Annotated in this window: 11 protein-coding genes; 7 read left to right on the forward strand and 4 right to left on the reverse strand. The window is 70.9% G+C overall.

Annotation, left to right across the window (positions count from 1 at the left end; all coding sequences use genetic code 11):
• Nucleotides 1-293: 293 nt before the first annotated feature.
• Nucleotides 294-1,016 carry a helix-turn-helix domain-containing protein gene (locus tag ACRY_RS10330; RefSeq protein WP_007423946.1) on the reverse strand — a complete coding sequence of 241 codons (723 nt, stop codon included), beginning with the start codon at nt 1,014-1,016 and terminating at the stop codon, nt 294-296.
• A gap of 144 nt (nt 1,017-1,160) precedes the next feature.
• On the opposite strand from ACRY_RS10330, the gene ACRY_RS10335 reads away from it, so the two are divergent.
• Genes ACRY_RS10335 through ACRY_RS10360 form a run of 6 tightly spaced genes read left to right on the forward strand, consistent with a single transcriptional unit; the run spans nt 1,161 to nt 9,884 of the window.
• A complete protein-coding gene (locus ACRY_RS10335) occupies nt 1,161-4,895 on the forward strand; it encodes a nitrate reductase subunit alpha (protein WP_011942347.1) in 3,735 nt (1,244 codons plus the stop codon).
• The gene (narH, locus tag ACRY_RS10340) at nt 4,895-6,421 is read left to right on the forward strand and encodes a nitrate reductase subunit beta (RefSeq protein WP_011942348.1); all 1,527 of its coding nucleotides are present in this window, start codon (nt 4,895-4,897) and stop codon (nt 6,419-6,421) included. The genes ACRY_RS10335 and narH overlap by 1 nt, the downstream gene beginning before the upstream one ends.
• Before the next feature lie 7 nt (nt 6,422-6,428).
• Nucleotides 6,429-7,085 carry a nitrate reductase molybdenum cofactor assembly chaperone gene (gene narJ / locus ACRY_RS10345; RefSeq protein ID WP_011942349.1) on the forward strand — a complete coding sequence of 219 codons (657 nt, stop codon included), beginning with the start codon at nt 6,429-6,431 and terminating at the stop codon, nt 7,083-7,085.
• On the forward strand, nt 7,082-7,798 hold the full coding sequence (gene narI, locus ACRY_RS10350; protein WP_011942350.1) for a respiratory nitrate reductase subunit gamma: 717 nt from the start codon (nt 7,082-7,084) through the stop codon (nt 7,796-7,798). Before narJ ends, narI begins: the two co-directional genes overlap by 4 nt.
• Nucleotides 7,795-8,541, forward strand: a complete 747-nt coding sequence (locus tag ACRY_RS10355) for a peptidylprolyl isomerase (RefSeq protein ID WP_011942351.1) — start codon at nt 7,795-7,797, stop codon at nt 8,539-8,541. Before narI ends, ACRY_RS10355 begins: the two co-directional genes overlap by 4 nt.
• The gene (locus ACRY_RS10360) at nt 8,538-9,884 is read left to right on the forward strand and encodes an MFS transporter (RefSeq protein ID WP_007423599.1); all 1,347 of its coding nucleotides are present in this window, start codon (nt 8,538-8,540) and stop codon (nt 9,882-9,884) included. Before ACRY_RS10355 ends, ACRY_RS10360 begins: the two co-directional genes overlap by 4 nt.
• Before the next feature lie 9 nt (nt 9,885-9,893).
• On the opposite strand, the gene ACRY_RS10365 is transcribed toward ACRY_RS10360, so the two are convergent.
• A complete protein-coding gene (locus ACRY_RS10365; protein ID WP_011942352.1) occupies nt 9,894-10,850 on the reverse strand; it encodes a hypothetical protein in 957 nt (318 codons plus the stop codon).
• 250 nt (nt 10,851-11,100) lie between these two features.
• Here ACRY_RS10365 and ACRY_RS10370 point away from each other — a divergent pair, with 250 nt between their 5' ends.
• Nucleotides 11,101-12,768, forward strand: a complete 1,668-nt coding sequence (locus ACRY_RS10370) for a methyl-accepting chemotaxis protein (RefSeq protein ID WP_011942353.1) — start codon at nt 11,101-11,103, stop codon at nt 12,766-12,768.
• Here ACRY_RS10370 and ACRY_RS10375 read toward each other — a convergent pair.
• Nucleotides 12,763-13,809 carry a LacI family DNA-binding transcriptional regulator gene (locus ACRY_RS10375; protein ID WP_011942354.1) on the reverse strand — a complete coding sequence of 349 codons (1,047 nt, stop codon included), beginning with the start codon at nt 13,807-13,809 and terminating at the stop codon, nt 12,763-12,765. The two genes, ACRY_RS10370 and ACRY_RS10375, sit on opposite strands and share 6 nt — an antisense overlap.
• Nucleotides 13,810-13,820: 11 nt before the next feature.
• Nucleotides 13,821-14,849: an L-idonate 5-dehydrogenase gene (locus tag ACRY_RS10380; protein WP_011942355.1), complete on the reverse strand. Its 1,029-nt coding sequence runs from the start codon at nt 14,847-14,849 to the stop codon at nt 13,821-13,823.
• Nucleotides 14,850-14,857 lie beyond the last annotated feature (8 nt).

A 14,857-nucleotide genomic window follows, 5' to 3' on the forward strand; every position in this document is an offset into this window, starting at 1 on the left:
CGCCGCCGCGTCGAGCGCCCGTCCCGCCGCCGCCCGGCGCCGGATTGATGCGATTCGGGAATTATTTCGGTCCAGACGGAAAATGGAAAGGGTTTCTTAACTTTTGCCCGATATGTTCCACTTATGCATCAAAACGCCTAGATGCGTGCATCTGCTGGCTGGTAACCAGCACGCTACAGGCCGTGCAAAATGCACGGGGACCGCGCCCGCCGCCGAAAAATGTCGTCGGCAACTCGGTGACTGCCGTGAGAGAGCGGCACCATCCCCCTATCCCGTTCGGCGCCGCGCCGCGTTCAATCGTCGATCAGCGGATCGCGCGGGCAGACCGCCTCCAGCCCCGCCCAGTCGCGCACCCGCACCCGCGCGCCCTCCACCGTCAACACCTCGCCGCTCAGCGCCGCGAAGGCCCGCGACAGGCTCTCCCGCGTCATCCCGAGTTCGGCGGCGATCATCCCCTTGTCGTAGGGCAGCTCGATCGTCCCGCCCCCGTCCGCCGGCCGCAGCGCCAGCAGCCAGGCGGCGAGTCGCTGCGTCGTCGTCCGCAGCTTGAGCATCTTCACCTGCCGCGTCATCCGCCGGAACTGCCGCGCGAGGCAGGCGATCACCGCCTGCGCCACCGCCGGCTCCGCCGCCGCCACGGCGCGGAACGTCACCGCCGGCACCAGCACCAGCCGGCACTCCGTCGCCGCCACCGCGCGCAGCAGATAGGGCGAATCCTCCAGCACCGCCGCCGGCAGCAGCAGGTCCGGCGCCCGCACCGTCTCCACCAGCATCTCCGCCCGCCCGCCGGCCGAGGCGGTCAGGTGCACGCGGCCCCCGCTCACGATCACCTGCGCCCCCGGCATCTCGCCCTGCTCGAAAATCCGCGTCCGCCGCGCGACCAGCATCGTCATCGCCGGGGCCGCGAGTCGCCGGCAAGCCGCCTCGTCGAGGCCCGGGAACAGCCGCGAATCGCGCAGCAGCGCCACGAGCTCCGGCGTGCCCGCGTCATCGGTCATGTGCATGGTGGCGGACATCTTCAGGCAACCTCCGGTAGATCGTTTCGCCGGATTACGCCGAGTTTCGGATGCCATCAACAATCTATTTGATCGAAATCAAATCCGCCATTGACCCTTTCGGGTAACGTTTCCGTCAGATCGCATCACGGACGGATCCCGCACATGAGTCATTTCCTCGACCGGCTGACCTTCTTCCGCCGCAAGCCCGAGCCCTTCGCCGGCGGTCACGGCATCACCACGCGGGAAGACCGGAGCTGGGAAGAGGCGTATCGCGGCCGCTGGCAGCACGACCGCATCGTCCGCTCCACCCATGGCGTGAACTGCACCGGCTCGTGCTCCTGGAAAATCTACGTCAAGGGCGGCATCGTCACCTGGGAAACCCAGCAGACCGACTATCCCCGCACCCGGCCGGACATGCCGAACCACGAGCCGCGCGGCTGCCAGCGCGGCGCCAGCTATTCGTGGTATCTCTACAGCGGCAACCGGCTGAAGCACCCGATGGTGCGCGGCCGCCTCATCCGCTACTGGCGCGCCGCACGGCGGATGATGACGCCCGTCGCCGCCTGGGCCGCGATCATGAACGACCCCGAAAAGCGGCGCGCCATCCAGAAGGTGCGCGGCAAGGGCGGCTTCGTCCGCGTCCCCTGGGACGAGGCGAACGAGATCATCGCCGCCGCCAACGCCTACACCATCCGCCGCCACGGGCCGGACCGCATCTTCGGCTTCTCGCCGATCCCGGCGATGTCGATGGTCTCCTACGCCGCAGGCTCGCGCTATCTCTCGCTGATCGGCGGCGTCAATCTCAGCTTCTACGACTGGTATTGCGATCTGCCGCCCGCCTCGCCGCAGACCTGGGGCGAGCAGACCGACGTGCCGGAGAGTGCGGACTGGTTCAACGCCGGCTACCTGATCCTCTGGGGCTCCAACGTGCCGCAGACCCGCACGCCGGACGCGCATTTCTACACCGAGTCCCGCTATCGCGGCACCAAGAGCGTCGTCGTCTCGCCCGACTACAGCGAGGCCTCGAAATTCGCCGATCTCTGGCTGCATCCCAAGCAGGGCACCGACGCCGCCCTCGGCCTCGCCCTCGGCCATGTCGTGCTGCGCGAATTCCACATCGACGATCCCGACCCCTATTTCACCGACTACTGCCGCCGCTATTCCGACATGCCCTTCCTCGTCCGCCTCGTCCGGCAGGATGGCGCGCTGGTCCCCGAGCGCCTGCTCCGCGCCTCCGATCTCGCCGGCGCGCTGGGCGAATCGAACAACCCCGAATGGAAGACGCTGGCCTTCGACGAGACCACCGGCCGCCTCGTCGCCCCGCACGGCTCGCTCGGCTTCCGCTGGGGCGAGCAGGGGCGCTGGAATCTCGAGGAAAAGGCCGCCGACGGCAGCGAGGTCCGCCTCGCCTTGTCCGTCGCCGCCGCCGCCGACGGGTTCGAGGATGTCGCCTTCCCCTATTTCGGCGGCAAGGGCCACGCCCATGTCGCCGGCACCGACCACCCCGACATCCTGCTCCGCCGCCTGCCCGTCCGCCGGATCGAGGGGGCGGAGGGCGAAATCCTCGTCGCCACCGTCTTCGACCTGCTCGCCGCCAATTACGGCATCGACCGCGGCTTCGGCGGCGCCAACGTCGCCGCCGGCTATGACGACGACGTCCCCTTCACCCCCGCCTGGCAGGAGCGCATCACCGGCGTGCCGCGCGGCCATGTCATCGAGGTCGCGCGCGGCTTCGCGCAGAACGCCGCGAAGACCCACGGCAAGTCGATGGTCATTCTCGGCGCCGGGCTGAACCACTGGTACCACATGGACATGAGCTACCGGGCGATCATCAATCTCCTGGTGCTCTGCGGCTGCATCGGCCAGTCCGGCGGCGGCTGGTCGCATTATGTCGGCCAGGAAAAGCTCCGCCCGCAGACCGGCTGGCTGCCGCTCGCCTTCGCGCTCGACTGGTCGCGCCCGCCGCGGCAGATGAACGGCACCTCGTTCTTCTACGCCCATACCGACCAGTGGCGCTACGAAACGCTCGACATCGCCGACCTGCTCTCGCCCACCGCGCCGAAGGGCGACTGGTCCGGCGCGCTGATCGACTACAATCTCCGCGCCGAACGCCTCGGCTGGCTGCCCAGCGCGCCGCAGCTCTCGGCCAATCCGCTCCGCCTCGCCGCCGCCGCCGACGAGGCCGGGCTCGCGCCCGCCGACTATGTCGCCGACCGTCTGGCGAAGGGCGAGCTGCACTTCGCCGCCGAGGACCCCGACCATCCGGACAACTGGCCGCGCAACCTCTTCGTCTGGCGCTCCAACCTGCTCGGCGCCTCGGGCAAGGGGCACGAATATTTCCTCAGGCACCTGCTCGGCACGTCGCACGGCGTGCAGGGCGCCGATCTCGGCGCCCGCGGCGGGGCGAAACCGCGCGACGTCGCCTGGCACGACGAAGCGCCGGAGGGCAAACTCGACCTGCTGGTGACGCTGGATTTCCGCATGTCCACCACCGCGCTGCATTCCGACATCGTGCTGCCCACCGCCACCTGGTACGAGAAGAACGACCTCAACACCTCGGACATGCACCCCTTCATCCACCCGCTCTCCGCGGCGGTCGAGCCGGCCTGGGAAGCCCGCAGCGACTGGGACATCTACAAGGGCATCGCCGAGACCTTCTCGCGCATCGCCCCCGAGGTGCTCGGCCGCGAGCGCGACGTCGTGCTGACCCCGCTGATGCACGACTCGCCCGGCGAGCTCGCCCAGCCCCTCGGCGTCGATGACTGGACGCAGGAGGGAACGAAGCCGGTCCCCGGCGTCAACCTCCCGCAGGTCAGCGTCGTCGAGCGCGACTACCCGAATGTCAGCGCCGCCTTCAGCGCGCTCGGCCCGCTGCTCGACCGGCTCGGCAACGGCGGCAAGGGAATCGGCTGGAACACGCAGGAGGAAATCGAATTCCTCGGCAAGCTGAACGGCACCGTCGCGCACGGCCCCGCCGCCGGCCGCCCGCGCATCGAAACCGATATCGACGCCGCCGAAACCATCATGGCCCTCGCCCCGGAAACCAACGGCGCCGTCGCCGTCAAGGCGTGGGACGCGCTGGCCGCGACCACCGGGCGCGAACACGCCCATCTCGCCATCGCCCGCGAGGACGAAAAGATCCGCTACCGCGACATCCAGGCCCAGCCGCGCAAGATCATCTCCTCGCCGATCTGGTCCGGCCTCGAAAGCGAGCACGTCAGCTACAACGCCGGCTATACCAACGTCCACGAGCTGATCCCCTGGCGCACCCTGACGGGACGTCAGCAACTCTACCAGGACCATCTCTGGATGCGCGCCTTCGGCGAGGCGCTCTGCGTCTGGCGCCCGCCGATCGACACCCGCAGCATCGCGCCGATGATCAAGGCCCGCGCGGCCGACGGCAAGGATCTCGTGCTGAACTTCATCACCCCGCACCAGAAATGGGGCATCCACAGCACCTATACCGACAACCTGCTGATGCTGACGCTCAACCGCGGCGGCCCGGTGGTCTGGATCAGCGAGGTCGACGCGAAAGCCGCAGGCATCGCCGACAACGACTGGATCGAGGCCTATAACGCGAACGGCGCGCTCGTCGCCCGCGCCGTGGTCTCCCAGCGCGTGCCGCAGGGCATGACGCTGATGTACCACGCGCAGGACAAGACGGTGAACACCCCCGGCTCGCCGCTCACCGGCCAGCGCGGCGGCATCCACAATTCCGTCACCCGCACGGTGCCGAAGCCGACGCACATGATCGGCGGCTACGGCCAGCTCGCCTACGGGTTCAACTATTACGGCACCGTCGGCTCCAACCGCGACGAGTTCGTCATCGTCCGCCGCCTCGACCATGTCGACTGGCTCGACCGCCCGCTCGATGCCGCCGCGAAGGAGACCGTGTAATGAAGATCCGCGCCCAGGTGGCGATGGTGCTCAACCTCGACAAGTGCATCGGCTGCCACACCTGCTCCGTCACCTGCAAGAATGTCTGGACCTCGCGCGAGGGCGTCGAATACGCCTGGTTCAACAATGTCGAAACCAAGCCCGGCGTCGGCTTCCCGCGCGAATGGGAAAACCAGAAACGCTGGAACGGCGGCTGGCGCCGCCTGGCGGACGGCACGATCCAGCCGCGCATCGGCGCGAAATGGCGCGTGCTGGCCAACATCTTCGCCAACCCCGACCTGCCCGAGATCGACGACTACTACGAGCCCTTCACCTTCGATTACGAGCATCTCTATTCCGCCCCCGAAATGGAGGCGACGCCCACGGCGAAGCCCCGCTCGCTGATCAGCGGCGCGCCGATCGAGAAGATCGTGCGCGGCCCGAACTGGGAGGAGATCCTCGGCGGCGAGTTCGAGAAGCGCAGCGCCGACTACAACTTCGAAGGCATCCAGAAGGAAATCTACGGCAAGTTCGAGAACACCTTCATGATGTACCTGCCGCGCCTGTGCGAGCACTGCCTCAATCCGGCCTGCGTCGCCGCCTGTCCCTCGGGGGCGATCTACAAGCGCGACGAGGACGGCATCGTGCTGATCGACCAGGACAAGTGCCGCGGCTGGCGCATGTGCGTCTCCGGCTGCCCCTACAAGAAAATCTACTACAACTGGAAGTCCGGCAAATCCGAGAAGTGCATCTTCTGCTACCCGCGCATCGAGGCCGGCGAGCCCACGGTCTGCTCGGAAACCTGCGTCGGCCGCATCCGCAATCTCGGCGTCGTGCTCTACGACGCCGACCGGATCGAGGCCGCCGCCAGCGCGCCCGACGAGAAGGACCTTTATGAAAGCCAGCTCTCGATCTTCCTCGACCCGAACGACCCGGAGGTGATCCGCCAGGCCCGCGCCGACGGCGTGCCGGAAAACTGGCTCGTCGCCGCCCGCCGCTCGCCGGTGTGGAAACTGGCGATGGAATGGAAGATCGCCTTCCCCCTGCATCCCGAATACCGCACCCTGCCGATGGTCTGGTACGTCCCGCCGCTCTCGCCCATCACCGCCGCGGCGAATGCCGGCGCGATCGCCGAGCGCGACGGCATGCCCGACATCCGCAGCCTGCGAATTCCGCTGCGCTACCTTGCCAATCTGCTGACCGCCGGCGACGAGGCGCCGGTCGCCCAGGCGCTGGAGCGCATGCTCGCCATGCGCGCCTACATGCGCGCGAAGACGGTCGACGGCGTGATCGACGAAAGCATCGCCGCCCGCGTCGGCCTCACCGCCGCCGAGATCGAGGCGATGTACCAGCTGATGGCGATCGCGAACTACGAAGACCGCTTCGTCATCCCCTCGACGCATCGCGAAGCCGGCGAGAACGCGTTCGACCTGCGCGGCGGCTGCGGCTTCAGCTTCGGCAACGGCTGCTCCGGCGGCGCCGCGAAACCCAGCCTGTTCGGCTCGCCGAGCCATCGCCCGGTGCCGATCGCGCCGGAAAACGCCTGAGGCCGCCATGCGAATTTTCAAGCTGCTCAGCCTGCTGCTGACCTATCCGGACGACGCGCTGCGCGACGCCGCACCCGACATCGCCCACCTCTGCCGCGCGGCGGATGCCCTGCCGCCCGACCTCGCCGAGCGTCTCGCCCGCCTCGCCCTGCGCATCGCCGCCGACGACCTGCTGGACACCCAGGAACGCTACGTCGCCCTGTTCGACCAGACGCGCTCGCTCTCGCTCTACCTCTTCGAGCACGTCCACGGCGAATCGCGCGACCGCGGCCAGGCGATGGTCGACCTGCGCGCGCAATACGAGGCGCGCGGGCTGGAGATGGCGCCGGGCGAACTGCCCGACTTCCTGCCCCTCTTCCTCGAATATCTCGACGCCATCCCGACCGACGAGGCGCTGGCCCTGCTCGGCGAGATCCGCCCGATCGCCGCCTCGCTGGCGCAGCGCCTCGAAAAGCGCTGCAGCGACTACGCCGCCCCCCTCGCGGCCCTGCTCGCCCTCGCCCCCGAGGCGGCCGCCGATCGCGCGCCGGAGGCGACGGCCGATCTCGTCCCCGCCTCGCCGGACGACGAGCCCGCCGCCGCGCGCGACGCCGCCTGGGCCGACGCCCCGATCCGCTTCACCGCCGCCCCCTCGCCCGCCGCCTGCGCCGGAGACCTCCCATGAGCAGCTGGATCAACACCGCCCTGTTCGGCGTCTACCCCTATGTCTGCCTCGCCGTGCTGCTGGTCGGCAGCCTGATCCGCTTCGATCACGGCGCCTACACCTGGAAGAGCGACTCCTCGCAGCTGCTGCGCCGCAAGCGCCTGCGCCTCGGCTCCAACCTCTTCCATTACGGCGTGCTCACCGTGGTCGGCGGCCATTTCGTCGGCTTCCTGATGCCGGACTGGGCGGTCTCCTGGCTGATCAGCCCGGCGCAGCACGAATTGCTGGCGATGGCGGTCGGCGGGCTGGCCGGAATCATCGCCATCATCGGCCTGTCCATCCTCATCCACCGCCGCCTGACCGACACGCGCATCCGCGCCACCAGCCGCAAGCGCGACATCGCGATCGTGCTGATGCTCTGGTGCCAGCTCGCCCTCGGCCTGCTCACCGTGCCGGTCTCCGCCCTGCACATGAGCGGCGGGCTGTTCGAGCAGCTGGTCGGCTACGTCAAGGGCGTCGTCACCTTCCAGCCCGACGTCGCGCAACTGCTGGTCGGCACGCCGCTGGTCTACCGCCTGCACATCCTGCTCGGCTTCACCATCTTCCTGGTCTCGCCCTTCACCCGGATGGTCCATGTCTGGAGCGCGCCGGTCTGGTATCTCGGCCGCCGCGGCTACCAGATCGTGCGCACCCGCCGCCCCGCGCCGGCCCTCGTGCGGGAGCGCCGGCCATGAGCGCCGCCCTCTCCGAAGCGGCGATCGCCGCCGAGCTTCAGCACCACCCCGCCGCCACGCGCGAGGAGGCCTGGCGCCGCGCCGAGCGCGCGCTGCGCCTGCGCGCCGCCCTCCTCGCCGAGGCCGACCGCGCCGGCCTCGCCCCCGAACCGGAGGACGACGCGCCGGTGCGCGAAACCGCGGACGAAAGCCGGATCCGCCGCCTGCTCGAGCGCAGGATCCGCGTCGCCGACGTGTCGGAGGCCGACTGCCGCGCCGAGTTCGCGCGCCACCGCGCCCGCTTCCGCACCCCGCCCCTGTTCGAGGCCGCGCATATCCTGATCGCCGCCGACATGTCCTCCGAGGACGCCCGCGCCCCCGCCCGCGCCGAGGCCGCCCGCCTCGCATCCCTCCTCGCCGCGCGCCCGGACAGTTTCGCCCGCCTCGCCCGCGAGCACTCCGCCTGCCCGAGCGGCGCGGATGGCGGCGGCCTCGGCCAGATCACCGCGCGCGACGTCACGCCGGAAATCGCCAGCATGCTGGCGGCGATGACGCCCGGCACGATCTGCCCCGTCCCGGTGCCGACGCGCCACGGCTACCACCTCCTCCGCCTCGACCGCCGCGAGGACGGCCGCGACCTCCCCTTCGAGGCGGTGCGCGACCGCATCCGCGACCACCTGCGCCAGCGCGCCTGGCTCGATGCGGCACGCGCCTACGCCGCCACCCTGACCGACGTTTCAGCAGAAGAGGAACCCGCGCCATGAGCGACCCGCTTCAACCGCGCGCCACCCCCCGCCCCGCCCTGCGCGGCAGCCCGAACCACGCCCTGTTCGGCGCCACGATCGGCTTCTTCATCGGCTTCGGCGCCGTCTCCCTGTTCGGCCCGACGGCGCACAGCTTCGTGCGGGTGATGCATCTCTCGCCCGAGCAGGTCGGCTTCCTGGTCGCGATCCCGATGCTCACCGGCTCGCTGCTGCGCATCCCCTTCGGCGCCTGGGTCGACACCACCGGCGGCAAGCTGCCCTTCCTGATCCTGCTGGTGCTCTCGGTCATCGGCATCGGCGGGCTCTACTACATGCTGCTGACCCTCTACCCCACCCATCTCGGCCAGCAGCATTATCCGCTGCTCCTGCTCTTCGGCGCCCTCGGCGGCTGCGGCATCGCCACCTTCTCGGTCGGCATCGGCCAGGTCTCCTACTGGTTCCCGAAGCGCAACCAGGGCTGGGCGCTCGCCGCCTATGCCGGGTTCGGCAACACCTCGCCCGGCCTGGTCGCGCTGATCCTGCCGCTGCTGATCGTCTTCATCGGCCTCTGGGGCGCCTATCTCGTCTCCCTCGGCATCGTCGTCGCCGGCATCGCGGCCTATCTCGTGCTCGGCCACAACGCCCCCTTCTTCCAGCTCCGCCACGAAGGCCTCTCGCGCGAGGGGGCCGCCGCCGAGGCCGCCGCCTGCGGGCAGGAGCTCTTCCCGCAGGCCAGCGCCCTGCGCGCCCTGCGCGAGGCCGCCGCCGAATGGCGCACCTGGGCGCTGGTGCTCCTCTACTTCACCACCTTCGGCGGCTTCCTCGCCCTCACCGCCTGGTTCCCGATCTACTGGCAGAGCTTCTTCCGCACCACGCACTGGACGGCGGTGATCCTGACCGCGGGCTTCTCGCTGCTCTCCTCGCTGATCCGCGTGCCCGGCGGCGCCTGGGCCGACCGCTTCGGCGGCGAGGCGGTGGCCGCCCTCGCCCTGCTCGTCCTGCTCGCCGGCGCGCTGATCATGACGCTGTCCGGCAGCTTCGCCCTGTCGGTGAGCGGCGAACTCCTGGTCGGCGCCGGCATGGGCGTGACCAACGCCGCCGTCTTCCGCCTGGTGCCGAACTACGTGCCGCACGCGGTCGGCGGCGCCGCCGGCTGGGTCGGCGGCCTCGGCGCGCTGGGCGGCTTCGCCGTCCCGCCGCTGCTCGGCCATTTCGTCGGCACGATGGGTGCCGCCGGCTACGCGCGCGGCTTCCTCGTCTATGTCGTCCTCGCCGTCGCCAGCCTCGCCCTCACCGGCGTGCTCCGCCTCGGCCCGCGCCGGGCGGACCCGACGATGAACCCGAAGGCCGCGCTGTCGCGCTGACCGCCTCCCTCACCCCTGGACGAGCGCGCCGAAGCCGCTCGTCCAGAATTCGGCGCTCGCCGTATCGTTGATGCAGAGGCACCCGTCCGGCGCGAAGCGCGTCGCCCGCTCCAGCAGCTGGATATCCGCCTCATGCTCCCGCGCCACATGCGGGTCCTCGAAAAAGATCAGCCGCCGGCAGCGCCCTTCCAGCACCTCCTCGGCGATCTGCGCATCCCCGCCCCGCGGGCCGGACTGGAAGGCGGTGGTCCATCCCGGCACCGCCGGCGGCAGCAGCGGCAGCAGCGTCGCCGTCTCGGCCCGCAGCCGCGCCGGCACCGTGCCGTTCAGGAGCCCGCCGGTCGTCCCCGTCGCCAGCCGCCGGCCGAAGCGCGAGAGCAGCGCGTGATGCCGCCGGGCGAAATCCAGCATGACCGGCTTCTGCGTATCGTGGGCGATCAGCCCGATCGTCTCCGTCGCCGTCGCCTCCGGCCGCACCCAGCGGGCGAGCTGCGCCGCAAGCCCGGTGCGGTCGATCCCCGCCATGCCGTTCCAGACCAGCGCGCACCATTCCGAGGCCGCGCCCCTGTTGGTCAGGAACGGCCGCCCATGCACCACGCATTGCCGCTTCAGCGCCTGCATCTCGGGAAACACGCCGATCGGGTCGACCGGATCGATCAGGTAGATCACGAAATCCAGCGCCGCCCGCCCCTCGGCGTCGGGCACCACCATCGAGGTCAGGGTGATCACCCCGCCCTCGCGCGCCGGCCGCAGCCGCGCCGGCGGGTTTCCCGCCAGCAGGCCGGAGGCGAGGATGGCGTCGCAGGTCGCCCCCACCGCGTGCAGCGCCACCGCCGGCGACGACAGGAACGGCGCGAAATCCCGCAACAGGCCGAACAGCGGCGAGACCTCGCTGCTCCGCATCGCCGCCGACGCCGCGATCCCGATTCGCAACCGTCCCCCCTCGCCCGCCGCCGCGCCGTCCATCGCGTCCCTCCCCGCATTCGTTCCGCCCCAGCTTCGAAGCCGGCGGCGCAAAAATCAATAGACGGCGCCGCCGCCAGCCCGGCAAACACCGCGTTTGACCAATAATCGAAACATCAACGTCCAAATTTCATGGATTTCGTATCCGTCAGTGAGACTATGGATTCCGTTAATCGTGATTTAACCACCCGCCCCAATACTAGGCGAGATTGTAACGATAACGTGACGTTCCATCTCCTTTGGAGGCCATTTGATGAAGTTTCCGTTCAACGGTGCCAGCCGACGCGTGAATGCGTCGCTGAACGCCATGGCCGGCATCGTCCAGGTCGGGGCCGACGGTACCGTGACCGAGGCGAACGAGGCGTTCTGCGCCCTGCTCGGCCGCACGCCGGCGCAGCTCGCCGGCCAGCCCCGCGCCGGGCTGATCGCCGGCGCCGCCGATGCCGGCTATCTGCGCCATCTCGCCGCCGGCGGCGGCTGGCGCGGCATCCAGAAACTCGTCACTGCCGGCGGCGAGCCGGTCTATGTCCATGTCGCCGCCCACGCCCTCGCCGCCGGTGCCGCGCGCGGCACGGTCGAGCTGATCCTCCCGCTCACCGAGGACGAGCTGCGCACCATGCGCGAGGCGCGCGGCCTGCACACCATCGCCAGCGGCCGCGGCATGATCGAATGCGCGCCGGACGGCACGATCATCGACGTCAACAACAATTTCCTGCGCGCCGTCGGCTACCAGCGCGAGCAGCTGGTCGGCCAGCATCACCGCATCCTCGCCACCCCGGAAGACGTCAGCGGCGACGCCTATCGCCGGTTCTGGGACCGTCTGCGCACCGGCGAGCATTTCGTCACCGAGGTCCGCCGCCGCCACCACGATGGCAGCGCCGTCTGGCTCGCCGAATCCTACAACGGCATGCGCGATGCCGAAGGCCGGCTCGCCAGCATCATGATCTTCGCCACCGACGTGACCGACCGCGTCCGCGCCGTCGACCTGATCAAGCAGGCCCTGGCCGGCCTCGCCGCCGGCGAGCTCGACGTGGCGGTGCCCGCCGGCCTGCCCGCGCCCTTCGATGCGATCGCCGGCGACCTGAACGGCGCCGTCGGCGCCCTGCGGACGACGATGCTCCAGCTCCGCCAGTCCTCCGCGGTGATCGACACCTCGATGAGCGAGATCCGCGCCGCCGCCGACGATCTCGCCCGCCGCACCGAGAGCGAGGCGGCAAGCCTCGAGGAATCCGCCGCCGCCCTCGCCCAGCTCGACCGGCACCTGCGCACCACGTCCGACGATGCGAAACGCGCCCGCGCCAGCGCCGCGGCGGCGGCCGGCGTCGCCGGCGAATCGAGCCGCCTGGTCAGCGAGGCCGTCGCCGCGATGCACGCGATCGAGACCTCCTCCGGCCAGATCGCCCAGATCATCGACATGATCGAGGAGGTCGCTTTCCAGACCAACCTGCTCGCGCTCAACGCCGGGGTCGAGGCCGCCCGCGCCGGCGAGGCCGGGCGCGGCTTCGCCGTGGTCGCCTCCGAGGTGCGCGCCCTCGCCCAGCGCTCGTCCGAGGCGGCGAAGGAGATCACCGCGCTCATCCTCGCCTCGCGCAGCCAGGTCTCCGCCGGCGTCGATCTCGTCGGCCGCACCGGCGAGACGCTGCAGGGAATCTTCGGCAATGTCGACGAAATGAACCTCCGCATCGCCGACATCGCCGCCGCCGTCACCGCCCAGTCCGACGATATCGGCGCGATCAACACCGCGATCAGCCATCTCGACAAGGCGATCCAGCAGAACGCCGCCATGGCCGAGGAGGCGAACGCCGCCACCGCCACCCTCGCCGGCGAGGCGACGGCGCTGGCCAACATCGTCTCCCATTTCCGCTTCTCGCAGCAATCGCCGCAAGCCGCCGCCCGCCGTCTCGAACTCGCGGCGTCATGAATCCCGGCGCGGCGCGACGGTGCTGCCCCGCGCCGCCAGCCGGAGTCCGACCTCGATCCGCTCCGGCGCTGCCGCCTCGCCGCGGCGGCGGGCCGCCACCGCGCGCACCAGCATCGCCCCGGCCCGCTCGCCGATGCCCCGCGCATCCACCGCCACCGTGCTGATCGCCGGCACCGCGCAGCGCGACACCTCGAAATCCCCGAACCCGCCGATGGCGATCCGCTCCGGCACGCCGATCCCCCGCCGCTGGCATTCGGCGATCGCGCCGAAGGCGATCAGGTCGCTGGCGCACACCACCGCGTCGGTCTCCGGCCAGCGTTCCAGCAGCAGCGCCATGCCCTCCGCCCCGTGCCGCATCGACAGCGGCGGCTGGCCGTGGCGGAACAGCAGCGGCGGCCCGAGCCCGGCGGCCGCCAGCGCCTCCTCATACCCCCGGCCGCGATCCTCGCCGCGCGGGTCCCGCCTTGAGGCGCCGCCGAGAAAGGCGATCCGCCGCCGCCCGATCGCGGCGAGATGCGCCGTCATCAGAGCCCCCGCCGCGCGGTTGGAAAACCCGACCACCCCGCCGATGGGGGATGAAGGCAGGTCCCAGGTCTCCACCACCGGCAGCGCCGAGCGGCCGAGCAACGCGGCCACCCGCCGGCTGTGCACCCCGCCGGTGAGCACGATCCCCTCCGGCCGGTGCCGCATCAGCGTATGCAGCAGCTCCTCCTCGCGCGCATTGCTGTAGAGCGTGGTCCCCAGCAGCAGGTCGAGCCCCGCCTGGCGCAGCGCCGCCTCCAGCCCGGCGATCGTCTCGGCGAAATTCGAATTGTCCATCGAGGGCACGATGGCGGCGACGAAGCCGGACCGCCGGCTCGCCAGCGCGCCCGCCGCCGCGTGCGGCACATAGCCGAGCCGCGCCACCGCCTCCATGATCCGCGCCCGCGTCGCCGCCGCCACGCGCGCGCCGCGCAGCGCCCGCGAGACCGTCATCTTCGACACGCCGGCGGCGGCGGCCACATCGTCCATCGTCGGCGCGCGGTCGGGCGGGGAGGCCATCGCGGAACCGCCTAGAAGGCGAGCTGGACCTTCACCGCCCGCGCCTTGTCCGCCGCGAGCGCGAAGGCCTCCGCCGCCCGCTCCGCCGGCAGCACCGCGCTGAGCAACGGGTCGGGGTCGATCGCGCCAGAGGCGAGCAGCGCCACCGCCTCGGCGAATTCGGGGCCGAAGCGGAAGGCGCCGGCCAGCTCGATCTCCTTGCTCACCAGCGCCATCAGCGGCAGGCTCATGTCGCCGCCGAGGCCGAGCTGGGCGATCCGCCCCTGCGGCCGCACCACCCCGATCAGCCCGGCGAGCGAGGAAGCGGCCCCCGACGCCTCGATCCCCGCATCGAACCAGCCCTTGCCCCCGGCGAAGCGGGCCAACCCGTCCGGCTCCCGGCCGAGATCGACCGTCTCCGTCGCCCCCAGCCTTGCCGCGAGGGCGAGCGGCGCGCCGAGCACGTCGCAGGCGACGATCTCGGCGGCCCCGCGATGCCATGCGGCGAGCAGGGCGAGCAGGCCGATCGGCCCCATCCCGGCGATGATCACCCGCATCCCCGGCCCGATCCCGGCCCGTGTCGCGGCGTGTAGCCCCACCGCCAGCGGCTCGGCGAAGGCGGCGCGCTCGACCGCCAGCCCCGCCGGCAGCCGCACCAGCTGGCGCGCCGGCACCGTGATCGCGGAGCGGAACGCGCCGTGGACATGCGGCCGGCGCATCGCGCTGCCGAAGAACCGCATGTCGGTGCAATGCTGCGTCGCCCCGGCGGCGCAGAACCGGCAGGCGCCGCAGGGCAGCGACGGGTCGATCGCCACCGCCTCGCCGGGCGCGAAGCCCGTCTCCGCCCCAGCATCCTCCACCTCGCCCGCCACCTCGTGGCCGAGCACCATCGGCTCGGCCAGCCGCACCGGGCCGAACCCGCCATGGCGCATGTAATGCAGGTCGGAGCCGCAGATCCCGCCCCGCCGCACCCGTACGCGCACCTCGTCCGGCCCGGGCGGCGGCGCCGGCCGGTCCTCGATCCTGAGATCGCCCGCGGCGTGGATCACGATCGCTGTCATGGTGATTT

This window comes from Acidiphilium cryptum JF-5 (assembly GCF_000016725.1).
GTDB classification, from domain to species: domain Bacteria; phylum Pseudomonadota; class Alphaproteobacteria; order Acetobacterales; family Acetobacteraceae; genus Acidiphilium; species Acidiphilium multivorum.